Consider the following 21,822-nt stretch of genomic DNA (forward strand, 5'->3'; position numbering starts at 1 on the left):
CGCTGCTGATCCTGGGTGCGCGGGCCACGCTGGCCGCTGCGGCCAAGAAGAAGGACCGACTCAGCCGCTGGGCGGTGGCGCTGTCCGAGCGGCGTGGTTACTGGAAGGCCGTCGTGGCCATCGCGGCCAAGAATGCCCGCATGGCCTGGGCGATGCTGGCCAAGGGCGAGGCGTTCAAACCCGTGACGTGAGCCGATCCGGCCAGTCGAACCGATTTCGAATCTCTCATCCGACACCGTGAAGGAAGAATCTGCCACCGCGTGATGCCTGCGTTGATGGAACAAGGTCAGACCTGCGTGGGGAGTGCTCGTTTAACTTTTGGAGGCGCTCGCAAGAGCAACCTCGGCTAACGAATGGAGCCCCCACGCGCGTCTTTCATCAGGGTCAGCGGCAACAGAAGCCGCAGTAAAGACCGGTTGTAGTTTTGCAGTCCGCACCTTGTTCTCCCTGTCGATCGCTGGTTTCGTGTGTGTGTTGGCCAGATCGTTCGAACGCTGCTCAGGCGGGTTTCAATGGAATCCGCTCGGGAAGGTTTTGTTGACTTCGCGGGGATGCCCTTGTAGTAATTTAGACCGCACTCGCTGCTGGCGTAATAGCCCGCTGCAGGCTTTCACCTAGACCTGCAACGCACACAAATCGTTGTCGCGCCATGAATTTTTCTGTCATCTGCATGCTTTTTCTCCCGTAAAAATCGACGCAAAACCCTGCAGCAGGGTTTGACTGTTGCGCCGTCTCTGTAAAGAGAGATCAGCTTACCGATTGCCATTTTTTGCGTCTACGAACGGCGGGCATCATCAGTGGGGCGGGCTTTCGGGGCGTGATGGAAGTCACGAAGGGGCCGCCAAGACGTGACAAAGCGGGCCCCGATCAGCCCCTCAGAACAACGCGGACAGAAACACCAGGCTGCGGCCCTGGGCCAGCGCGGCGCTGGCGGGGTCGTGGGCGGCGCGGGCCCAGCAGTTGAAGCCGTGCTGCGCCTGCGGGTAGTCGTGGAAGTCGGCCTGCGCGGCGGCGGGGGCGGTGCCCATGGCTGCGCGCACCGCGGCGACCGCCTCGGGCGGGATGCTCGGGTCGTGGCCGGCGTGGTGGAACTGCACCGGCACGCGGATGCGCCCGGCCAGCGCGGCCAGATCGGGCTGCGCGGCGATGCCGCCGCCGTAGTAGCAGACCGCCGCGTCCACCTCGCACAGCGCCGCCGCCGCGAAGGCCAGCCGGCCGCCCAGGCAGTAGCCGATCGCGCCGACGCGGCCGGTGCATTCCGGCATCGCGCGCAGCGCCGCCAGCGTGGTCGTCATGTCGGCCACCGCCTGGTCGCGGCTCAGGCCGCGCATCAGCGTCAGCGCGCGCTCGCGGTCCTCGCCGACATAGCCCAGCTCGACGCGCGGCGCCTGACGCCGGAACAGGTCGGGCGCCATCACCACGAAGCCCGCCAGCGCGTACTGCTCGGCCACGGCGCGGATGTGCGCGTTGACGCCGAAGATCTCCTGCAGCAGCAGCAGCCCGGGGCCGCGGCCCGCGGGCGGCAGCGCCACAAAGACATCCAGCGTGCCGTCCTCGGCGGGAAGGCTTGTCCAGCGGGTGGGGCAGGGGCTCATCGGGAAAACGTCCTTTCAGCAGGGATCGGGGTCGGCCACAACGGCCGGCGCCACAGGCTAGCCCATCTCTTGTCTGGCAAGATCGCCGCATGACGACGATCGACCTCCCCCGCATCCAGGACGCGCTGCGCCTGGGCCACGGCCCGCGCACGCTCGACGTGTTCCTCGAGCCCACCTGCCCGTTCTCGGCGCGGGCCTGGGGCAAGCTCGACGAGCTGCTGGCGCGGGCCGGCGCCGAGCGGCTGACGATCCGGCTGCGGCTGCAGTCGCAGCCCTGGCATCTGTTCTCGCCGGTGACGACGCGCGCGGTGCTGGCGGCGGCCAGCCTGCCCGACGGGGCGGCGGCGGTGCGCGCGGTGCTGGGCGCGATCTTCACGCACCGCGCCGAGTTCGAGCCCGCCGACCACTGCAGCGGCGAGGTGCTCGACCGCACGCCGCGGCAGGTGCTGGCGCGCATCGAGGCGCTCTCGGGCCTGGCGCTGGCCGCCGCCTGGGAAAGGCCCGAGCTGACCGCCGCGGTCAAGTGGCAGGCCCGTCACGCCCGCCAGAACGGCATCCATGTCTCGCCGACCTTCCTGATCGACGGGCTGGCGGTGCCGGAGATGGGCAGCGGCGAGACGGTGGACGCCTGGCTGGAGCGGCTCGGCTTGGCGGGCTGAAGGAAGCCCGGCAGCGGTCGGGCCGGGGGGCGATCTCCTATCATCTCGCCTTTGCCCTCGCCGCCCGACCATGATGTTCTCTCTCGCGCCGCTGCCGGCGCCGGCCCGCCGATGAGCTCGCGCGGCCCCGCCCAGATCGCCGACCTGCCGCGCTTCGACTGCATCATCGACGCGCGCTCGCCGTCGGAATATGCGCTCGACCACATTCCCGGCGCGATCAACTGCCCCTCGCTCGACGACGAGGAGCGCCGCATCGTCGGCACGATCTACAAGCAGCAGGGCGCCTTCGAGGCGCGGCGGGTCGGCGGCGCGATGGTGGCGGCCAACCTGGCGCGCCACCTGAAGGAGCGCTTCGCCGACATGCCGGCGAGCTGGCGCCCGGTGGTCTACTGCTGGCGCGGCGGCCTGCGCAGCGGCTCGATGGTGAACTGGTGGCGGCTGGTGGGCTGGGACGCGCAGCAGCTCGCCGGCGGCTACAAGCGCTGGCGCCAGCATGTGATCGCGCAGATCGACGCGATCGCGCCGCAGCTCGACCTGCGCGTGGTCTGCGGCCCCACCGGCAGCGCCAAGACGCGCGTGCTGCAGGCGCTGGCCGCGCAGGGCGCGCAGGTGCTCGACCTGGAAGGGCTGGCCTGCCACAAGGGCTCGCTGCTGGGCGCGCTGCCGGGCATCGAGCAGCCCTCGCAGAAGGCCTTCGAGACGCAGCTGGCGGTGCAGCTCGCTCGCCTGGACCTGGCGCAGCCGGTCTACGTCGAGGCCGAGAGCCGCCGAATCGGTCGCATCGCGCTGCCGACCACGCTGATCGAGCGCATGCGCGCGGCCACCTGTCTGGAGATCGAGGCCAGCGCGGCGGCGCGGCTCGACTATCTGCTCGAAGACTACGCCTACCTGGGCGACGAGCCCGAGCAGCTCGCCTCGCGCTTCGACATGCTGCGCGAGCTGCACAGCCGCGAGACGATCGCGCGCTGGCAGGACTGGGCGCGCACCCGCGCGCTGCGCCCGCTGTTCGACGAGCTCAGCCGGCTGCACTACGACCCGGCCTACGGCCGCTCGCAGGCGGCGCACTTCCGCCGCTGGGCCGAGCGGCGCGCGGTCGCGGCCGAGGCGCTCGACGCCGCCGGCATCGCGCGGGTGGCGCAGGCGCTGCACGCGCTCGGCTGAAGGGCGCACGCATGGCACGGGAACTGCGCCTGCACGGCGTCGGCCGCCGCTGGGGCGAGCGCGAGGTGCTCTCCAGCATCGACCTGACGCTGCGCGCCGGCGAGCGGGTGGCGCTGATCGGCCCGAGCGGCGCGGGCAAGTCCACGCTGCTGCGGCTGATGGCCGGCGCGCTGCGCCCCAGCCAGGGCCGCGTCGAGGTCGATGGCCGCGACCTGGCGCGGTTGCCGTGGCGGGCGCTGCAGGCGCACCGCGCCCGCTGCCGCATCGTCGAGCAGCAGAACCTGCTGGTGCCGCAGTCGAGCGTGCACGACAACATCGTTGCCGGGCTGCTGTCGCACTGGCCGGCCTGGCGCACGCTGCTGGCGGCGCTGTGGCCGCTGGAGCGCGAGCGCGTCGCCGCGCTGCTGCAGGCGGTCGATCTGGCCGGGCTGCAGTGGGCGCCGGCGGGCACGCTCAGCGGCGGGCAGATGCAGCGCGTGGCGCTGGCGCGCGCGCTGGTGTCGGGCCCGCGCCTGCTGCTGGCCGACGAGCCGACCGCCTCGCTCGATCCGCGCACCGCGCGCCAGATCACCCGGCTGATCGTCGATCAGGCGCGCGGCGGCGACATGGCGCTGGTGTTCTGCACCCACTGGTTCGACATCGTGCGCAGCGACTGCACCCGCGTCATCGGCCTGCGCGAGGGCCGCATCCTGTTCGACGCCCCGCCGGCCGAGGTCGGCGAAGACCGTCTGGCCCAGCTCTATGCCGGCAGCGATGAACGGCTCTGACGCGGTGCTGCGCTCGCGGCTGCAGACGCTGCTGATCGTGCTGGCGGTGCTGCTCTCGGGCGGGATCGCGCTGCCGCTGACCGGCGCCGAGCCCTCCAAGCTCTTCGACGCCGACGGGCTGAAGAACGCCGCCGACATCCTTTCGGGCCTGGCGCGACCGGACTTCTCGGCCGAGTTCCTGGCGCGGGTGCTGGAGCTTTCGCTCGAGAGCCTGCTGATCGGCGTGCTGGGCACGGTGATGGCCACCGCGCTGGGCACGCTGCTGGCCCTGGTGGCGATCCGCGTGCCCGATCTGGACGACCCGCCGCGGCACCGGCCCGCCTGGCAGCGCGGCCTGACAGCGCTGCTGCGCCAGGGCGCGCGGCTGCTGCTGAACTTCTGCCGCTCGGTGCCGGAGATCGTCTGGGCCTATCTGTTCGTGCAGCTGCTCGGCCTGGGGCCGGGCGCGGCGGTGTTGGCCATCATGCTGACGGTGGGCGGCAACATCGGCAAGCTCTACGCCGAGCTGGCCGAGGCGCTGGAGCCCGGCGCGATCCGCGCGCTGCGCGCCACCGGCGCCTCGCGCGGCGCGGTGCTGCTGCACGCGGTGCTGCCGCAGGTGCGCCGGGCCTGGACCGGCTACGCGCTGTTCTGCCTGGAATGCAACATCCGCATCGGCTCCATCCTGGGCGTGGTCGGTGCGGGCGGCCTGGGCAGCGAGATCGCGCTGAGCCTGCGCTATTACCAGTACGACAAGCTGGCGACCACGCTGCTGGCGGTGCTGGTCTTCGTCGTCGCGCTGGAGGCGCTGGGCGCGCGGCTGCGCCGCGGGCCGCTGCCGCGCACGCTCGCGCTGGCCGGCCTGGGCACGGCGGCGGCGCTGTGGTGGCTGGAGATCCCGTGGGCTGACCTGTGGAGCGGCTCATCGGTGGCGCTGCTGAGCTTCGATCACCTGGCGCCGGACGCTGCCTTCATGCGCACCGTGGCACTGCAGACCGGCGAGACGGTGCTGATGGCCTGGGCGGCGACGCTGGCCTCGGCGCTGGGGGCCATGGTGCTGGCCCCGCTGGCGGCGGCGCACCTGAGCACCGGCAGCTTCCTGCCCGATCCGCCGCGCCCGGCCTGGCCGCGCCGGCTCGCGCGGTGGCTGGGGCGCCAGGCCGCGCGCGCGGTGCTGCAGCTCACCCGGGTGATGCCGGAGCTGACGCTGGCCCTGGTCTTCGTCGTCTGGGTCGGCGGCGGGCCGCTGGCGGGCATCCTGGCGATTGCGGTGCACAACCTCGGCGTGATGGGCCGCCTGTTCGCCGATGTGCTCGACGAGGCCGAGCCGGGGCCGCCGGCGGTGCTGCAGGCGCAGGGCGCCGGGCCGCTGGCGGTCTTCGTCGCCGGCGTCTGGCCGCAGGTGCGCGCGCGGCTGGCGGCCTTCGCGCTCTACCGCTTCGAGGTCAATGTGCGCGCCACCACGATGGTGGGCTTTGTCGGCGCCGGCGGCATCGGCGACGCGCTGCACACCGCCATCAGCCTCTTCCATGTTCGCGACCTGACGCTGCTGCTGATCGTGCTGCTGAGCCTGGTGGCGCTGGTCGACCTGGTGGGCGACCGCCTGCGCGCGCGCCTGCTCGCCACCCCTGACCGCGGCCCGCGCTGCGCGCCGCCTGTCCTCACCCCTTCTTCCTCTGGAGCTTTTCCCGCATGACCCTGCCCCGTCGCACCCTGCTGGCCCTGCCCTCGCTGCTGGCCCTGTCCGCGCTGGCGCCGCTGGCCCAGGCCCAGGAGACCGTCATCCGCGTCTCCGGCATCCCCGACGAGAACCCGACCGAGCTGGCGCGCAAGTACAAGCCGCTGGTCGACCAGCTGCAGAAGCACCTCGGCGTCAAGGTGGTCTACGTGCCGGTGATCGACTACGGCGCGGCCGTCTCGGCGCTGGGCGCGGGCAAGATCGACTTCGCCTGGCTGGGCGGCTTCACCTTCGTGCAGGCCAAGGTGATGTCGGGCGCGCGCCCGGTGGTCATGCGCGACATCGACCGCGAGTTCCACAGCGTCTTCATCGCCAGCGCCGCCTCCGGCATCAGCAAGCCCGAGGAGCTGCGCGGCAAGAGCTTCGCCTTCGGCGCGAAGTCGTCCACCTCGGGGCACCTGTTCCCGCGTCATTTCCTGGAGACCACCTGGCGCATCGACCCGGACAAGGACTTCGCCGGCGCCCCGGTCTACAGCGGCGCGCACGACGCCACCGTGAAGATGGTCGAGTCGGGCAAGGTGCAGGCCGGCGCGGTCAACATCGAGGTCTGGAAGCGCATGGAGTCCAAGCAGCAGTTCGACCCGGCCAAGGTGCGCGCGATCTGGACCACGCCGGCCTTCGTCGACTATGTCTGGGCCGCGCGCAAGGACCTGCCGGCCGAGACGGTGAAGAAGTTCGCCGACGCCTTCCTGACGCTGGACATGAACGACCCGGCCGAGAAGGCGGTGCTCGACCTGCAGGGCGCGAAGAAATTCGTCCCGGCCAAGGTCGAGGACTTCGCCGTCATCGAGCAGGTGGGCCGCTCCACCGGCCTGCTGAAGTGAGCGCCGCCATGACGACCGCGCCCGCCGCTGCCGCAGCCCCCGCGCACCCGCCGCTGTCGCAGCTCGCCCACGGCGGCGGCTGCGGCTGCAAGCTCGCCCCCGGCGTGCTCTCCGAGATCCTGGCGCGCACGCCGCAGGGGCTGATTCCCCCGGAGCTGATCGTCGGCCTGGAGACCAGCGACGACGCCGCGGTCTGGCGCCTGGACGAGCGCCACGCCATCGTCGCCACCACCGACTTCTTCACGCCGATCGTCGACGATCCGCGCGACTTCGGCCGCATCGCCGCGACCAATGCGCTCTCGGACATCTACGCGATGGGCGGGCGGCCGATCTTCGCGCTGGCCCTGGTGGGCATGCCGATCCAGAAGCTCTCGACCGAGACCATCGGCGCGATCCTGGAGGGCGGCGCCAGCGTCTGCCGCGAGGCCGGCATCCCGATCGCCGGCGGCCACTCGATCGACGCGGCCGAGCCGATCTACGGCCTGGTCGCCATCGGCCTGGTCGCGCCCGACCAGGTGCGGCGCAACGCCGACGCCCGCGAGGGCGACTGCCTGGTGCTGGGCAAGCCGATCGGCGTGGGCGTGCTGTCGGCGGCGCTCAAGCGCGGCCTGCTCGACGAGGCGGGCTATGCGCGCATGCGCGCACCGATGACGCAGCTCAACGCGGTGGGCGCGACGCTGGCCACGCTGCCGGCGGTGCACGCCATGACCGACGTCACCGGCTTCGGCCTGCTGGGCCACCTGCTGGAGGTCTGCCGCGGCTCGGGGCTGGACGCCACGCTCGACCTGGCCGCCGTGCCGGTGCTGGATGACGCGCGCCGCTTCGCCGAGGACGGCGTCTTCACCGGCGCCTCCACCCGCAACTGGGCGAGCTACGGCGCAGAGGTGGCGCTGCCGGCCGATCTGCCGCAGGCCCAGCGCGCGCTGCTGACCGATCCGCAGACCAGCGGCGGCCTGCTGGTGAGCTGCGCGCCCGAGGCGCTGGACGCGGTGCTGGCCACCTTCCGCGCCGCCGGCTTCGCCGAGGCGGCCTGCGTCGGGCGGATGCAGGCGCGGGGCGAGGACGCGCCGACCGCGCGCATCACGCTCCGGGGCTGAGTCAGCCCAGCCGGGCCGCCCGCCCGAAGCTGGGCCGCTTCGGGTGGTATTGCCAGCCGGGCAGGAGGGGCTGCATCGCCAGCGCGTCGTCGCGGGCGCTGCGGCCGACCTTCAGGTAGAGCTGGTGCGCGGCCTCGATGCGCTCCAGGTCGGGCTCGATGCCCAGGCCGGGGCGCTCGGGCACCTTCACCTGGCCGCCCTCGATGCACAGCGGCTCGCGCGTCAGCCGCTCGCGGCCCTCCTGCCAGATCCAGTGGGTGTCGATGGCGGTGATGCGCCCGGGCGCGGCCGCCGCGACATGGGTGAACATCGCCAGCGACACGTCGAAGTGGTTGTTCGAGTGCGAGCCCCAGGTCATGCCGAAGGCCTCGCAGAGCTGCGCCACCCGCACCGAGCCCTGCATCGTCCAGAAATGCGGATCGGCCAGCGGGATGTCCACCGCGTCCAGCCGCAGCGAGTGGCCGAGCTGGCGCCAGTCGGTGGCCACCATGTTCGTCGCGGTGCGGATGCCGGTAGCGCGGCGGAACTCGGCCATCACCTCGCGGCCCGAGTAGCCGCCCTCCGGGCCGCAGGGGTCCTCGGCATAGGCCAGCAGGTGGCCCTGGCCCCGGCACAGGTCGATCGCCTCGGCCAGAGACCAGGCGCCGTTCGGGTCGAGCGTGACGCCGGCTTCGGGGAAGGCGGCCTTGATCGCGCGCACCGCCTCCATCTCGTCGGCGCCGTCCATCACGCCACCCTTGAGCTTGAAGTCGCGAAAGCCATAGCGCGCATGGGCCGCCTCGGCCAGCCGCGCCACCGTCTGCGGCGTCAGCGCTGCCTGGTCGCGCAGCTGGTACCACTCGGCATCGCCGCCGGACGGCGCCGCATAGGCCATGCCGGTGCGCTCGCGCTCGCCGATGTAGAACAGATAGGCCAACATCGGCACCGCGTCGCGCTGCTGACCGTCGCCCAGCAGCTCGGCCACCGGCACGCCCAGGTGCTGGCCGAGCAGGTCGAGCAGGCCCGCCTCGATCGCGGTCAGCACATTGTCCATGCGCAGATTGATCTCGTGGGGCTGGCGCAGCACCGCCGCCTCGGCCGCATCGGTGACCTGGTGCACCGTGCTCGTATGCGCGCCGCCCTGGCCGAAGGTGGCGCGCACCCGCTCCAGGGTGCGGCGCATGCGCCCGATCGGCTGCCCCAGCACCAGGGGCACCACCCGCTCCAGCGCCTGGCGGATGCCCTCGCCGCCGGGCACCTCGCCCAGGCCGGTGTGGCCGGCCGAGTCGGTCATCAGCACCAGATTGCGGGTGAACCACGGCGCGTGGGCGCCGCACAGGTTCATCAGCATGCTGTCCTGACCGGCCACCGGGATGACGCGCATCGAGGTCACCACCGGCGTGCCGGATGCGTCGGAAGGATCGGAGGGGAAGCGGGAGGCGGAGGTCATCGTCGGCAGGCGGGATCGGCAGGTGGGTCGGCGGGAGGGGGATCGGACAACGCGGGCGGGGGCGGCGCTTCAGTCGGTGCTGGCGCCGGACTTCTTCACCAGCGCGGCCCAGCGCGGGATCTCGCGCTGCATCAGCGCGGCGAGCTCCTCGGACGTGCTGCCGACCAGCTCCATGCCGAGCTGGCGGCCGAGTTTCTCGCGCACGTCGGGCTGCTTGAGCGCGCGCACGATCTCGGCGTTCAGGCGCTGCACGATCGGCCTGGGCGTGCCCTTCGGGGCGTAGACCGCCTGCCAGGACGCCATCTCGAAGCCGGGCACGCCCGCCTCGATCATCGTCGGCGTGTCGGGCGCCAGCGCGAAGCGCTTGGCGGTGGTCACCGCCAGCAGCTTGAGCTTGCCCGACTGCAGCAGCGGCAGCGCCGCGGTCATCTGGTCGAACATGAATGTGACCTGGCCAGACGACACGTCCACCATCGCCGGCGGCGTGCCCTTGTAGGCGATGTGGGTCAGCGGCACGTCGATCAGGTCGGCGAACAGCTCGCCGGCCAGGTGCGTGGAGGTGCCCGCGCCCGACGAGGCGAAGGTGCGCCGGCGCTCGTCCTTCTTCAGCAGCGCGATCAGGTCAGCCACCGAATTGACGCCCAGGTTCGGATTGACCAGCAGCACATTGGGCAGGAAGGCCACCAGGCTGACCGGCTCGAAGTCCTTGACCGGGTCGTAGGGCAGCTTGCGGTAGAGGCTGGCATTGATGGCGTGCGAGCTGATCGTGCCGCCCATCAGCGTGTAGCCGTCGGGCGCGGCCTTGGCGACCGAGGCCGCGCCGATGCCCCCGCCGGTGCCGGGCCGGTTGTCCACGACGACCGTCTGCTTGAGCGCCTCGCCCAGCTTCTGCGCCAGCGTGCGGCCAATGACGTCGGTCGAGCCGCCCGGCGTGAACGGCACCACCCAGGTGATCGGCTTGGCGGCCGGCCAGGTGGCGGCCTCCTCAGCCTGGGCGCCGGTGGCGGGCAGGCCCAGCGCGGCCAGCGTGCCGGCCGCCAGCGCTCCCAGGGCGTCTCGGCGCGAACAACGATCGATGCGGTCCATGTGGTGTGTCTCCTCGTTCTCAGAGGCTTGCATTGAAGCACTAATGTATTAGTACACGGATACAGACAAACCCGTGGCCCGACCCGGCCTGCGGCCTAGAATCGAGGTCATGCGCACCGTGCCCGCCCTCGCCTTGACTGCTTCCTCCGCTCCGGTGGCCGCGCCGAAGCTGGCGCTCGACCGCTCACGCCATGCCGCGCCGCAGGTCTTCGAGCAACTGCGTGCGCGCATCGTCTCGATGGAGCTGGCTCCCGGCACGGTGCTGGTGCGCAGCGAGCTGGCCGAGGCCTTTGGCCTGAGCCAGACACCGATCCGCGACGCGCTGATGAAGCTCGGTGAGGAGGGGCTGGTGCAGATCTTCGCCCAGCACGCCACGGTGGTCAGCCGCATCGACCTGGGCGCCGCGCGCCAGGCGCATGTGCTGCGCCTGGCGTTGGAGCTGGAGATCGTCGAGCGCCTGGCCGGCGGCGAGGCCGATGCGGCGCTGGAGGCGCGGCTGGCCGGCGCGCTGGCGCAGCAGCGCGCGCTGCTGCAGCACCAGGACGCGCACGGGCTGATGCCCGATGCCGTCTACGCCGAGTTCATCGAGGCCGACCGCAGCTTCCACCAGGCGATGTATGCCGCCCTGGACCTGGATGCGCTGTGGACGCTGGTGCGCCGCCAGAGCGGCCACATCGACCGGCTGCGCCGGCTGCACCTGCCCGAGGCCGGCAAGGCCGCCTCGGTGCTGCGCCAGCATGAGGCCGTCGCCGAGGCCATCGCCCGGCGCGACCCGGCCGCCGCCCGCGCGGCGCTGCGCGATCACCTGAGCGGCACGCTGGGCCGCATCGACGAGATGCGCCGGCTCTACCCCGAATCCGTCACCGGCTGAGCGCGACCGGCCGCGGCCGGCGCGGCCTCGCGCGGGGTGGCGCCAGTCACCCGGCGGAACATCGCGATGAAGGCCGAGGCGCTGGCATAGCCCAGGTCCAGCGCGACGCTGGCGACCTTCTCGCCGGCCTCCAGCCGCGGCAGCGCGCGCACGATGCGCAGGCGCTGGCGCCATTCGGCGAAGCTCATGCCCAGGTCGCGCTGGCAGCGCCGCGCCAGCGTGCGCTCGGTGCTGTGGACCTGCGCGGCCCAGGCCGCCAGCGGGCGCTCGTCGCCCGGATCGGCCTCCAGCGCGGCCAGCACCGCCGCCAGCGCCGGATCTCCTGAGCGCGGCAGGTAGCTGCCGATCGCGCGCGCCTGCGCCAGCCGGTCGACCAGCACCTGCATCAGCCGCTGCGCCTCGGGCGGAGCCGGCAGCGCGGGCGGGTGCTCACGCAGGTGCTCGAGCACCGCGCGGGCGATCGGGTCGACCGCCAGCGCGCAGGGCTGGAGCGGCAGCGCCCCGCACAGCGCCGCATCCACATAGAGCGAGCTGTGCACGGCCGCCTGCCGGTTCAGGCCGATGTGCTCGACCTCCGGCGGCAGCCAGATACCGAACTGCGGCGGGGCCAGGAAGGTCTGCGCGCCCACCATCTGCACCTCCATCACGCCGCTGAAGGAATAGACGAACTCGCCCCAGGCGTGGCGATGGCGCTCGTAGCGCGCCCGCGCGGGCATCGCCGCGGTGCGGAACACCAGTGGCGCGGGCAGCGCATACGGATAGGGCGCGGCGTGCAGCGTCAGGCGGTCGTCGGCATCGGCATCAGGGCGGCGCATGGGCAGGGCGGACTGTCGGGGTGGCAGCATCGATTGTCCGATATTCGACATCTAGAGCAAAGGCGCCATCCCAGAATGGCTGGCATGAACACCCGACTGCCCCTGGACGGCCGCGCCGTCGCGCTGATGACCCTCTTGTGCCTGCTGTGGAGCCTGCAGCAGATCTCGATGAAGGCCGCCGCGCCGGAGATCGCGCCGATGCTGATGATCGCGCTGCGCTCCGGGCTGGCGGCGCTGCTGCTGGGGCTGCTGATGGCGCGGCGCGGCGAGCTGCCGCAGCTCGCCAGCGGGCGCTGGCGGCCGGGGCTGCTGGCCGGCGCGCTGTTCGCCTTCGAGTATGTGCTGGTGTCGGAGGCGCTGGCGCACACCCAGGCCGCGCATGTGCTGGTCTTTCTCTACACCTCACCGATCTTCGCCGCGCTGGGCCTGCACCTGCGCCTGCGCGAGGAGCGTCTGTCGCCGCTGCAGTGGGCCGGCATCGGCCTGGCTTTCCTGGGCATCGCCACCGCCTTTCTGGATCCGGGCGCCGGCATGACGCTGGACGCGCAGGTGCTGCTGGGCGACGCGATGGCGCTGCTGGCCGGCGCCTCCTGGGGCGCCACCACCGTGGTGATCCGCTGCTCGCGGCTGTCGTCGGCGCCGGCCACCGAGACGCTGCTCTACCAGCTGCTGGGCGCGTTCGCGCTGCTGCTGCCGCTGGCCTGGATCGGCGGGCGCGACCATTTCGCGCCCAGCGCGGCCGGCTGGGCGCACCTGATGTTCCAGAGCGTGATCGTCTCCTTCGCCAGCTTCCTGGCCTGGTGCTGGCTGCTGCGGCGCTATCTGGCCTCGCGCCTGGGGGTGTTCTCCTTCCTGACGCCGCTGCTGGGCGTGCTGCTGGGCGCGGTGCTGCTGGGCGAGATGCCCTCGCGCGGCTTCCTGGTGGGCGGCGTGCTGGTGCTGGCGGGCATCGCGCTGGTCAGCGCGCACGGCCTGCTGGGCGGGTGGCTGACGGCACGGCCGGGCGCTCCGGCACTGGCGAGCCCGGGCAAGCGGATGTCGGAATCGGACAAGCCCTGAGGGGGCGGACTGCCGACAGTGGAGCCCGGCGGACCGCAGCGGTCCGCGTTTCGCAAGGTGGCTCCCGATGTCCATGTCCGACTCTCCCTCGCCGCGTCGCTACGCGCTCACGCTGGCCTGTCGCAGCGCCGCAGGCCAGGTGGCCGCGGTGGCGGCCTTTCTCGGCCGGCACCAGGCCTATGTCGAGCAGTTCACCGTCTACGACGACCCGCCGACCGCGCGCTTCTTCGTGCGCGCGGTCTTCCGCCGCGCCGAGGCCCGCGCCGACGAGCTGGTGCGGCTGCGCGAGGAATTTGCCGTGCTGGCACCGCAGTGCGAGGCGCTGCAGTGGCAGGTGCATGATCTGGCGCAGCCGCTACGCGTGCTGCTGATGGTGTCGAAGCTTGACCATTGCCTGGTCGAGCTGCTGGCCGGCTGGAAGCACGGCGAGCTGCCGATGCAGCCGGTCGCCGTCGTCTCCAACCACGAGACGCTGCGCGGTCTGGCCGAGGCCCACGGCCTGCCCTTCCACTGCCTGCCGGTCACGCCCGAGACCAAGGCGGCACAGGAGGCCCGCCTGCTCGAGCTGGTGCACGACACCGGCGCCGACCTGGTGGTGCTGGCGCGCTACATGCAGGTGCTGTCGGACAGCCTGTGCGAGCGTCTGGCCGGGCGGGTCATCAACATCCACCACGGCTTCCTGCCGGCCTTCAAGGGCGCGCGCCCCTATCACCAGGCCTTCGAGCGCGGCGTCAAGATCATCGGCGCCACCGCGCACTTCGCCACGCCCGACCTCGACGAGGGCCCGATCATCGACCAGGCCACCGAGCGGGTCGACCATGCGCACGGCCCGGAGGATCTGCTCGCGGTCGGCCGCCAGGTCGAGTCGACGGTGCTGTCGCGCGCGCTGCGCCAGGTGCTCGAGCACCGGGTCTTCATCAACGGCCAGCGCACCGTGGTGCTGCGGTGAGCCCGGAGGCATCATGAGCATCAGCGTCTTCGACCTGTTCAAGATCGGCATCGGGCCGTCGAGCTCGCACACCGTGGGGCCGATGAAGGCCGCGCGGATGTATGTGCAGCGCCTCGACGCGGCCGGGCTGCTGGCGCGCGTGGCGCGCATCGAGGTGCAGCTCTACGGCTCGCTGGGCGCCACCGGCCGCGGCCACGGCTCGGACAAGGCGGTCATCCTCGGCCTGCAGGGCCACGCGCCCGACACGGTCGATGTCGATGCGGTGCCGGGCCTGCTCGAGCAGGTGCGCCTGAGCGGACGCCTGCGCCTGGACGGCCGCCACGAGATCGCCTTCGACGAGCGGCGCGACCTGGTGCTGCACAAGCGCCGCGCGCTGCCCTTCCACGCCAACGGCATGGGCTGCACGGCCTTCGACGCCGAGGGCGCCGAGCTCGACCGGCATGAGTACTACTCGGTGGGCGGGGGCTTCGTCGTCAGTCACGAGGCCGGAGCGCCGCTGCTGGTGCAGGAGCGCCCGGCGCTGCCGCGCACGTTCCGCACTGGCGAGGAACTGCTGGAGCAGACCCGCCGCCACCGCTGCAGCATCGCCGAGCTGATGCGCGCCAACGAGCGCTTCTGGCGCGACGAGGCCGAGATCGACGCCGGCCTGGCCCGGATCTGGCAGGTGATGCAGGACTGCGTGGTGCGCGGCTGCCGCACCGAGGGCGTGCTGCCGGGGGGCTTCAAGGTGCGTCGCCGCGCGCCCGACCTGCACCGCCACCTGCTCTCGCGCGCCGAGGCCGCGGTGGGCGACCCGCTGCTGGTGATGGACTGGGTCAACCTCTACGCGATGGCGGTCAACGAGGAGAACGCCGCCGGCGGCCGCGTCGTGACCGCCCCCACCAACGGCGCGGCCGGCATCGTCCCGGCGGTGCTGCACTACTACACCCGCTTCGTGCCCGGGGCCAGTCGCGCCGGCGTGGCCGACTTCCTGCTCACCGCCGCGGCCATCGGCATTCTCTACAAGGAGAACGCCAGCATTTCCGGCGCCGAGGTCGGCTGCCAGGGCGAGGTCGGCGTGGCCTGCTCGATGGCCGCCGGCGCGCTGTGCGCCGTCATGGGCGGCACCCCCGAGCAGGTCGAGAACGCGGCCGAGATCGGCATGGAGCACCATCTCGGGCTGACCTGCGACCCGGTGGGCGGGCTGGTGCAGATTCCGTGCATCGAGCGCAACGCCATCGCCTCGGTCAAGGCGATCAACGCCGCGCGCATGGCCCTGCGCGGCGACGGCACTCACCATGTCAGCCTCGACAAGGTCATCAAGACCATGCGCGAGACCGGCGCCGACATGCTGACCAAGTACAAGGAGACGGCCCGTGGCGGACTGGCGGTCAACATCGTCGAGTGCTGAACGCAGCCTCGACGACCTGACGGGCGCAGGCGCAGAGGCCCCGCCGCGTGATCCACGCCCGCTGAGCGTCGGCTTCGTGCTGATGCCCGGCTTCACGATGGTGGCCTTTTCCGGCTTCGTCGACGCGCTGCGGCTGGCCGCCGACGAGGGCGACCGCAGCCGCCCGCTGCATTGCCGCTGGAGCGTGCTGGCCGAGGAGCTGCGCCCGGTGGCCGCCAGCAACGGCATCGAGCTGATGCCGACCGAGCGCTTCCCCGACCCCGGCAGCTTCGACTACATCGTCGTCGTCGGCGGACTGCTGCCCGGCACGCGCCGGCTGAGCCCGGCGCTGCAGGACTTCCTGCGCCTGGCCGCCGCCCGCGCGGTGCCGCTGGTGGGCCTGTGCACCGGCTCCTTCGTGCTGGCACGCGCCGGGCTGATGCAGGGGCGCCGCGTCTGCGTGAGCTGGTTCCACCACCAGGACTTCCTGCGCGAGTTTCCCGGCCTGCGGGCCGAATCGCACGAGATGTTCGTCGTCGACCGCGACCGGCTGACCTGCGCCGGCGGCACCAGCGTCGTGCACCTGGCGGCCTGGCTGATCGAGCGCCACTGCGGCCGCGCGGCGGCGTCGAAGGCACTGCGCATCCTGCTGGAGGAAGGCGCGCTGCCGGCGCGCACGCCCCAGCCCCAGCCCAGCTTCGCCGAGCGCACCGACGACCCACGGGTGCGCCAGGCGATCTGGCTGATGGAGCAGAACCTGGCCAGCCCGATGCCGCTGCAGGAGGTGGCGCGCAGCGTCAGCATGAGCCTGCGCCACCTCGAGCGCTGCTTTCGCCAGGCCATCGGCATGGGGCCGCACGAGTTCTCGGTGCGACTGCGGCTGCGCCATGCGCACTGGATGACGCAGCACACCCGGCTGCCGCTGTCGCAGATCGCGCTGGAATGTGGCTTCGGCGACAGCGCCGGCTTCTCGCGGCGCTTCCGCGAGGTCTTCGGCTACCCGGCCAGCGCGCTGCGCCGCGGCAAGGTCGACGCGCTGGCGATGAGCGATCCGCTGGCCTTGCCACTGTCGTGATCCGACAAGAGGGTGTCGCGATGCGGCAATCGCGAAGGGGGTCGGACACGAAGAATGGACCCATCCCGATCAGCCAGGAGTCCAGACAAATGTCAGGCCAGACCTATTCATGGTGGAGCCTTTTCAAGAACGGCCTGCGCCACCACAAGACGTGGGAACCGGCGTGGACGCGCCGGCCGCTGCAGCCCAGCTACGACGTGGTCATCATCGGCGGGGGCGGGCACGGGCTGGCCACGGCCTATTACCTGGCCAAGAACCACAAGGTGGGCCGCATCGCGGTGCTGGAGAAGGGCTATCTGGGCGGGGGCAACACCGCGCGCAACACCACCATCGTGCGCTCGAACTACCTGTGGGACGAGGCGGCGCTGCTCTATGAGCACGGCATGAAGCTGTGGGAGGGCCTCACCGAGGACCTCAACTTCAACGTGATGTTCAGCCAGCGCGGGGTGTTCAACCTGGGGCACACGCTGCAGGACATGCGCGACATCGAGCGCCGGGTGAATGCCAACCGGCTGCAGGGGGTGGACGCGCATGTGCTGACGACGGCCGAGGTGGCGGAGAAGATCCCGCAGCTCGACTGCAGCCGGCGCAGCCGCTATCCGGTGCTGGGCGCGAGCTGGCAGCCGCGCGCGGGCATCGCGCACCATGACGCGGTGGCGCGGGGATTCGCGCGGGCGGCCAGCCGCCTGGGCGTGGACCTGATCGAGAACTGCGAAGTCACCGGCCTGGACATCCAGGGCGGCCAGGTGCGCGGCGTGCAGACCAGCCAGGGCTACGTCAAGGCGGGCCGGGTGGGCTGCGTGGCCGCGGGCCACTCGTCGGTGCTGGCGCGCATGGCCGGCATCCGCCTGCCGATCGAGAGCCACCCGCTGCAGGCCTTCGTCTCGGAGTCGATGCAGCGGGTGATCGACACCGTGATCATGAGCAACGCGGTGCACGGCTATCTGAGCCAGTCCGACAAGGGCGAGCTGGTGATCGGCGCGGGCATCGACAGCTACCTGGGCTACGGCCAGCGCGGCAGCCCGCATGTCATCGACCACACGGCCGCGGCCATCATCGAGCTGTTCCCGCAGTTCTCGCGGGTGCGCATGAACCGGCAGTGGGGCGGCATCGTGGACGTGTCGCCCGACGCCTGCCCGATCATCAGCAAGACGAAGGTGCAGGGGCTGTACTTCAACTGCGGCTGGGGCACGGGGGGCTTCAAGGCGACGCCGGGCTCGGGCCATGTGTTCGCGCACACGATCGCCAACGACCGGCCGCACCCGCTCAACGAGGCCTTCTCGATCGACCGCTTCCACAGCGGCCACCTGATCGACGAGCACGGCGCCGCGGCCGTGGCGCACTGACCTTCTGCAGGACCTGAACCCATGCTCCGACTGCACTGTCCGCACTGCGACGAACTCCGAGACGAGGAGGAGTTCAGCTACGCCGGCGAGGCCTACATCGCCCGCCCCGAGCGTCCCGAGGAGGTCGACGACGCGACCTGGGGCGACTACCTGTTCATGCGCCGCAACCTCAAGGGCTGGTTCTGGGAACAGTGGCAGCACTCGGCCGCCTGCCGCAAGGTGTTCGCGGTGCGTCGCAACACCGCGACCTACGAGATCTCGGGCAGCTGGACGCTGGCCGATGGCAAGCCGCTGTTCGAGGCGGAGATGAAGGCCCAGGGCCTGGGAGAGCGCGCATGACCGCCCGCCGCGTCGACATTGCCGGCACCCGCATCGACCGCCGCCGGCCGGTCCGCTTCCAGTTCGACGGCGAGGCCCTGTCGGGATTTGCCGGCGACACGCTGGCCTCGGCGCTGCTGGCGTCGGGCAAGATGCGCCTGGCGCGCAGCTTCAAGTACGGGCGCCCGCGCGGCCTGATCGGCGCCGGCCCCGAGGAGCCCAACGCGCTGGTGCAGATGGAGGAAGGCGCGCACACCGTGCCCAACATCAAGGCCACGCAGGCCGAGCTGTACGAGGGCCTGAAGGCGGGCTCGACCTCGGGCTGGCCCTCGCTGGACTTCGACCTGAAGGCGGTCATCGGCAGCGCCTCGCGCTTCATGCCGGCGGGCTTCTACAGCAAGACCTTCAAGTGGCCGCGCAGCTTCTGGCCGGCCTACGAGGCGGTGATCCGCAAGTTCGCCGGCTTCGGCAGCGCGCCCACCGAGGCCGACCCGGATCACTATGACCACCTCTACCACCATGTCGACGTGCTGGTGGTCGGGGGCGGTGCGGCCGGGCTGCTGGCGGCGCTGCAGGCGGGTCGCGCCGGCCTGAAGACCGTGCTGCTCGACGAGCAGTGCGAGTTCGGCGGCTGGCTGCTGTCGGACCCGGGCGCCAACATCGACGGGCGCGACCGCGACGGCTTCCTGGCCGCGACGCTGGCCGAGCTGGCGGCGATGCCGCATGTGACCTGCCTGAGCCGCACCACCGCCTTCGGCCTCTACCAGGACAATCTGGTGCTGGCCGTCGAGCTGATGCAGGATCACCTGCCGATCGGCGCGCGCGAGGCCCACCTGCCGCGCCAGCGGCAGCACAAGATCCGCGCCTGCCATGTCGTGCTGGCCACCGGCGCGATCGAGCGCCCGCTGGTCTTCGGCAACAACGACCTGCCCGGCGTGATGACAGTCTCGGCCGGCCAGACCTTCCTGCGCCGCTACGGCGTGCGCGTGGGCGACACGGTGGTGGTCACCGGCACCAGCGACCTGATCTACGACGCGGCCAACGCGCTGGCCGCCGCCGGCGCCCAGGTGCATGTGGTCGATCCGCGCCACAACGGCTTTGCCCGTCGCCTGGAGGCGGGCATCACCGTGCACCAGGGCTTTGCGGTGGCGGAGGCACGCGGGCGCAGCCAGGTCAAGGCTGCGCGCCTGGTCAAGCTGCACCCGGACCGCGACGAGGTCACCGGCTCGGGCCCGACCCTGCGCTGCGACGCGCTGCTGAGCTCCGGCGGCCTCTCGCCCACGGTGCACCTGTTCTGCCACGACGGCCGCCGCCCGACCTGGGACGAGCGCGTCGCCGCCTTCGTCACGCCGCGCCAGGGCCGCGAGGGCGTGGCCTGCGTCGGTGCGGTCACCGGCGCCTTCGATCTGCAGGAGACGCTGGCCCAGACCACCGAGGCGATGCAGCAGGTGCTGCGCCAGCTGGGCGCCCCGGCACTGCTGGCCGCGCCGGTGTGCCGCAGCGCCCCGCGCCAGGGCGCGCGCCCGATGTTCCGTGTGCCCGACGGCCGCCCCGAGGGCACCGGCGCCAAGGCCTTCGTCGACTACCAGAACGACGTGACCGCCGCCGACATCGAGCTCTCCATCCGCGAGAACTGGCAGCACATCGAGCACGTCAAGCGCTTCACCGCCCTGGGCTTCGGCACCGACCAGGGCAAGCTGTCCAACGTCAACGGCTTCGTCATCGCCGCGCGCGCCCTCAAGCGCCCGGTCGCCGAGGTCAGCACCACCACCTACCGGCCCGCCTACACCCCGGTGAGCCTGGGCGCGCTGGCCGGCACGATGGAGGGCGAGACCTTCGACCCGGTGCGCACCACCGCCATCCACGCCAGCCACATGGCCCGCCAGGCCGAGCTGGAACCGGTGGGCAACTGGATGCGCCCCTGGTACTTCCCGAAGAAGGGCGAGGACCTGCACGCGGCCGTGGCCCGCGAGTGCCGCGCCGCACGCACCGGCGTGGCCGTCATGGACGCCTCCACGCTGGGCAAGATCCAGATCGACGGCCCCGACGCGCGCGAGTTCCTCAACCGCGTCTACTCGAACGCCTGGAGCCAGCTCGCACCGGGCAAGTGCCGCTACGGCCTGATGCTCGACGAGAACGGCATGGTCATGGATGACGGCGTCACCGCCTGCATCTCCGACACCCAGTTCTACATGACCACCACCACCGGCGGCGCGGCCAAGGTGCTGGGCTGGCTGGAGCGCTGGCACCAGACCGAGTGGCCCGAGCTCAAGGTCTGGATGAGCTCGGTCACCGACCACTGGTCCACCGTGGCCCTGGTGGGCCCCAAGTCTCGCCAGGTGCTCGCCCGCCTGTGCTCCGACATCGATCTCTCGCCGGAGAAGTTCAAGTTCATGGACTGGCGCGCCGGCACCGTCGCCGGCCTGCCCTGCCGGGTCTTCCGCATCAGCTTCTCGGGCGAGGTGAGCTACGAGCTCAACGTCGAGTCCGGCTACGGCCAGGCGCTCTGGGAGGCGGTGATGGAAGCCGGCGCCGACTTCGACATCACCCCCTACGGCACCGAGAGCATGCATGTGCTGCGCGCCGAGAAGGGCTTCATCATCGTCGGCCAGGACACCGACGGCTCGATGACGCCGCATGATCTGGCCATGGGCTGGGCGGTGAGCACCAAGAAGAAGTACAGCTTCCTGGGCCAGCGCTCGCTCTCGCGCAGCGACACCGCCCGATCGGACCGCAAGCAGCTGGTCGGCCTGATGCCCGAGGACCCCGCCCAGGTGCTGGCCGAAGGCGCCCAGATCCTCGAGAGCACCGACATCAGCCAGACGCCGACCCCGATGCTCGGCCATGTCACCAGCAGCTACCTCAGCCCCGAGCTCGGCCGCTCCATCGCCATGGCCGTCGTGCGCGGCGGCGCCCAGCGCGAGGGCCAGCGCCTCTTCGCCATGGCCGGCGGCCGCATCACCCCGGTCAAGGTCGTCTCGCCCGTCTTCGTCGATCCCAAGGGAGAACGTCAACATGCCTGAGCTCCGCTCCCCGCTGGCCCACCTGCCCCTGGGCCCGGCCACCCGCGAGCCCGCCGCCCTCACCGCCGCCGAGCTGCCCGACCTGGGCTACCTCGTGCTGCGCGGCCGCCAGGACGACGCCGCTTTCATGGCCGCCACCGCCGCCGTCCTGGGCGCGCCCCTGCCGGTGCGTCCGCGCTCGGTGCTGCGCTGCGCCGCCGGCGTCGTGCTCTGGCAGTCGCCCGACGAGTGGTGGCTGCTGTGCGCCCGCGACCAGCGCGACCGCCTCCTGCAGGGCCTGCAGACCGCCCTGGCCGGCTGCTTCGCCCAGGTCGCCGACAACAGCGGTGGCTTCACCAGCCTGCGCGTCTCCGGCCTGCCCCACCTGCAGCTCCTGCGCCACCTCACGCCCTACGACGTCGAGGCCCTGCCCCACGGCGACTGCGTCTCCACCGTCGTCAGCAAGGCCTCGATGACGATCCTGCGCAGCGACCCCGCCGGCGTCGCCTTGGTCTTCCGCCGCAGCTTCGCCGACTACCTCTGGCGCCTGGTCGAGCGCAGCGCTCGCCCCTACGGCCTGCGGCTCGTCGAGGCCCGCCAGTGCCCCGACACCGTCCTCTCGCCGCTGCTCTCGGCCTCGGCCCAGCACGGGCAGCGCAAGGCCGCCTGAGCTTCGCCGACCT

19 protein-coding genes and 1 pseudogene are annotated in these 21,822 nt (G+C 71.9%); 16 read left to right on the plus strand and 4 right to left on the minus strand.

Features of this window, described 5'->3' with window-relative positions:
• Nucleotides 1–191, plus strand: a pseudogene (locus tag BW996_RS14580) (IS110 family transposase); the annotation flags it as partial.
• 684 nt (nt 192–875) lie between these two features.
• On the opposite strand, the gene BW996_RS14585 reads toward BW996_RS14580, so the two are convergent.
• The gene (locus tag BW996_RS14585; protein WP_037483898.1) at nt 876–1,595 is read right to left on the minus strand and encodes a dienelactone hydrolase family protein; all 720 of its coding nucleotides are present in this window, start codon (nt 1,593–1,595) and stop codon (nt 876–878) included.
• 89 nt (nt 1,596–1,684) lie between these two features.
• On the opposite strand from BW996_RS14585, the gene BW996_RS14590 reads away from it, so the two are divergent.
• From BW996_RS14590 to selD, 6 genes are all read left to right on the plus strand, one after another.
• Nucleotides 1,685–2,254, plus strand: a complete 570-nt coding sequence (locus tag BW996_RS14590) for a DsbA family protein (RefSeq protein WP_037483895.1) — start codon at nt 1,685–1,687, stop codon at nt 2,252–2,254.
• Between the two features lie 111 nt (nt 2,255–2,365).
• Nucleotides 2,366–3,415, plus strand: coding sequence for a tRNA 2-selenouridine(34) synthase MnmH (gene mnmH, locus BW996_RS14595; protein WP_037483894.1), 1,050 nt, complete (start codon nt 2,366–2,368; stop codon nt 3,413–3,415).
• 11 nt (nt 3,416–3,426) lie between these two features.
• Entirely contained in the window at nt 3,427–4,182 is a 756-nt protein-coding gene (locus BW996_RS14600; protein WP_037483892.1) for a phosphonate ABC transporter ATP-binding protein, read from the plus strand.
• The gene (locus BW996_RS14605; RefSeq protein WP_076458975.1) at nt 4,169–5,857 is read left to right on the plus strand and encodes a PhnE/PtxC family ABC transporter permease; all 1,689 of its coding nucleotides are present in this window, start codon (nt 4,169–4,171) and stop codon (nt 5,855–5,857) included. Before BW996_RS14600 ends, BW996_RS14605 begins: the two co-directional genes overlap by 14 nt.
• Nucleotides 5,854–6,723, plus strand: coding sequence for a putative selenate ABC transporter substrate-binding protein (locus BW996_RS14610; RefSeq protein WP_051632116.1), 870 nt, complete (start codon nt 5,854–5,856; stop codon nt 6,721–6,723). Before BW996_RS14605 ends, BW996_RS14610 begins: the two co-directional genes overlap by 4 nt.
• Nucleotides 6,724–6,731: 8 nt before the next feature.
• Nucleotides 6,732–7,820 (plus strand): selenide, water dikinase SelD, encoded by a 1,089-nt coding sequence (gene selD / locus BW996_RS14615; protein ID WP_037483890.1) that lies wholly within the window; start codon nt 6,732–6,734, stop codon nt 7,818–7,820.
• Nucleotide 7,821: 1 nt separating this feature from the next.
• Here selD and BW996_RS14620 read toward each other — a convergent pair whose 3' ends face one another.
• Nucleotides 7,822–9,249, minus strand: coding sequence for an enolase C-terminal domain-like protein (locus tag BW996_RS14620; RefSeq protein ID WP_037483889.1), 1,428 nt, complete (start codon nt 9,247–9,249; stop codon nt 7,822–7,824).
• Between the two features lie 69 nt (nt 9,250–9,318).
• Nucleotides 9,319–10,335 (minus strand): Bug family tripartite tricarboxylate transporter substrate binding protein, encoded by a 1,017-nt coding sequence (locus tag BW996_RS14625; protein ID WP_037483886.1) that lies wholly within the window; start codon nt 10,333–10,335, stop codon nt 9,319–9,321.
• A gap of 133 nt (nt 10,336–10,468) precedes the next feature.
• On the opposite strand from BW996_RS14625, the gene BW996_RS14630 reads away from it, so the two are divergent.
• Entirely contained in the window at nt 10,469–11,206 is a 738-nt protein-coding gene (locus tag BW996_RS14630) for a GntR family transcriptional regulator (protein WP_241462023.1), read from the plus strand.
• Here BW996_RS14630 and BW996_RS14635 read toward each other — a convergent pair.
• Nucleotides 11,182–12,021: an AraC family transcriptional regulator gene (locus BW996_RS14635; RefSeq protein ID WP_051632114.1), complete on the minus strand. Its 840-nt coding sequence runs from the start codon at nt 12,019–12,021 to the stop codon at nt 11,182–11,184. The genes BW996_RS14630 and BW996_RS14635 overlap by 25 nt on opposite strands.
• 84 nt (nt 12,022–12,105) lie before the next feature.
• Between BW996_RS14635 and BW996_RS14640 the strand changes: the two genes are divergently transcribed.
• The 8 genes from BW996_RS14640 (at nt 12,106) to BW996_RS14675 (ending at nt 21,809) form a co-directional block, all read left to right on the plus strand.
• Nucleotides 12,106–13,080: a DMT family transporter gene (locus BW996_RS14640; RefSeq protein ID WP_037483904.1), complete on the plus strand. Its 975-nt coding sequence runs from the start codon at nt 12,106–12,108 to the stop codon at nt 13,078–13,080.
• A gap of 73 nt (nt 13,081–13,153) precedes the next feature.
• The gene (purU, locus tag BW996_RS14645) at nt 13,154–14,029 is read left to right on the plus strand and encodes a formyltetrahydrofolate deformylase (RefSeq protein ID WP_037483902.1); all 876 of its coding nucleotides are present in this window, start codon (nt 13,154–13,156) and stop codon (nt 14,027–14,029) included.
• A 13-nt stretch (nt 14,030–14,042) separates the two neighbouring features.
• Nucleotides 14,043–15,419, plus strand: coding sequence for an L-serine ammonia-lyase (locus BW996_RS14650; protein WP_037483880.1), 1,377 nt, complete (start codon nt 14,043–14,045; stop codon nt 15,417–15,419).
• A complete protein-coding gene (locus BW996_RS14655) occupies nt 15,385–16,473 on the plus strand; it encodes a GlxA family transcriptional regulator (protein ID WP_206539522.1) in 1,089 nt (362 codons plus the stop codon). Before BW996_RS14650 ends, BW996_RS14655 begins: the two co-directional genes overlap by 35 nt.
• An 89-nt stretch (nt 16,474–16,562) precedes the next feature.
• On the plus strand, nt 16,563–17,819 hold the full coding sequence (locus BW996_RS14660) for a sarcosine oxidase subunit beta family protein (RefSeq protein WP_076458976.1): 1,257 nt from the start codon (nt 16,563–16,565) through the stop codon (nt 17,817–17,819).
• A 21-nt stretch (nt 17,820–17,840) separates the two neighbouring features.
• On the plus strand, nt 17,841–18,158 hold the full coding sequence (locus BW996_RS14665) for a sarcosine oxidase subunit delta (protein WP_037483876.1): 318 nt from the start codon (nt 17,841–17,843) through the stop codon (nt 18,156–18,158).
• Nucleotides 18,155–21,160, plus strand: coding sequence for a sarcosine oxidase subunit alpha family protein (locus BW996_RS14670; RefSeq protein ID WP_076458977.1), 3,006 nt, complete (start codon nt 18,155–18,157; stop codon nt 21,158–21,160). The genes BW996_RS14665 and BW996_RS14670 overlap by 4 nt, the downstream gene beginning before the upstream one ends.
• Nucleotides 21,153–21,809 carry a sarcosine oxidase subunit gamma gene (locus BW996_RS14675; RefSeq protein ID WP_076458978.1) on the plus strand — a complete coding sequence of 219 codons (657 nt, stop codon included), beginning with the start codon at nt 21,153–21,155 and terminating at the stop codon, nt 21,807–21,809. Before BW996_RS14670 ends, BW996_RS14675 begins: the two co-directional genes overlap by 8 nt.
• Nucleotides 21,810–21,822: the final 13 nt, after the last annotated feature.

It is taken from the genome of Sphaerotilus natans (assembly GCF_900156335.1).
Classification (GTDB): Bacteria; Pseudomonadota; Gammaproteobacteria; order Burkholderiales; family Burkholderiaceae_C; genus Sphaerotilus; species Sphaerotilus natans.

Bases quoted from the DNA above. Each gene is read 5' to 3' on its own strand.
- BW996_RS14585 (WP_037483898.1), bottom strand. From the start codon at position 1,595: ATGAGCCCCTGCCCCACCCGCTGGACAAGCCTTCCCGCCGAGGACGGC.
- BW996_RS14590 (WP_037483895.1), top strand. From the start codon at position 1,685: ATGACGACGATCGACCTCCCCCGCATCCAGGACGCGCTGCGCCTGGGC.
- mnmH (WP_037483894.1), top strand. From the start codon at position 2,366: ATGAGCTCGCGCGGCCCCGCCCAGATCGCCGACCTGCCGCGCTTCGAC.
- BW996_RS14600 (WP_037483892.1), top strand. From the start codon at position 3,427: ATGGCACGGGAACTGCGCCTGCACGGCGTCGGCCGCCGCTGGGGCGAG.
- BW996_RS14605 (WP_076458975.1), top strand. From the start codon at position 4,169: ATGAACGGCTCTGACGCGGTGCTGCGCTCGCGGCTGCAGACGCTGCTG.
- BW996_RS14610 (WP_051632116.1), top strand. From the start codon at position 5,854: ATGACCCTGCCCCGTCGCACCCTGCTGGCCCTGCCCTCGCTGCTGGCC.
- selD (WP_037483890.1), top strand. From the start codon at position 6,732: ATGACGACCGCGCCCGCCGCTGCCGCAGCCCCCGCGCACCCGCCGCTG.
- BW996_RS14620 (WP_037483889.1), bottom strand. From the start codon at position 9,249: ATGACCTCCGCCTCCCGCTTCCCCTCCGATCCTTCCGACGCATCCGGC.
- BW996_RS14625 (WP_037483886.1), bottom strand. From the start codon at position 10,335: ATGGACCGCATCGATCGTTGTTCGCGCCGAGACGCCCTGGGAGCGCTG.
- BW996_RS14635 (WP_051632114.1), bottom strand. From the start codon at position 12,021: ATGCGCCGCCCTGATGCCGATGCCGACGACCGCCTGACGCTGCACGCC.
- BW996_RS14640 (WP_037483904.1), top strand. From the start codon at position 12,106: ATGAACACCCGACTGCCCCTGGACGGCCGCGCCGTCGCGCTGATGACC.
- purU (WP_037483902.1), top strand. From the start codon at position 13,154: ATGTCCGACTCTCCCTCGCCGCGTCGCTACGCGCTCACGCTGGCCTGT.
- BW996_RS14650 (WP_037483880.1), top strand. From the start codon at position 14,043: ATGAGCATCAGCGTCTTCGACCTGTTCAAGATCGGCATCGGGCCGTCG.
- BW996_RS14660 (WP_076458976.1), top strand. From the start codon at position 16,563: ATGTCAGGCCAGACCTATTCATGGTGGAGCCTTTTCAAGAACGGCCTG.
- BW996_RS14665 (WP_037483876.1), top strand. From the start codon at position 17,841: ATGCTCCGACTGCACTGTCCGCACTGCGACGAACTCCGAGACGAGGAG.
- BW996_RS14670 (WP_076458977.1), top strand. From the start codon at position 18,155: ATGACCGCCCGCCGCGTCGACATTGCCGGCACCCGCATCGACCGCCGC.
- BW996_RS14675 (WP_076458978.1), top strand. From the start codon at position 21,153: ATGCCTGAGCTCCGCTCCCCGCTGGCCCACCTGCCCCTGGGCCCGGCC.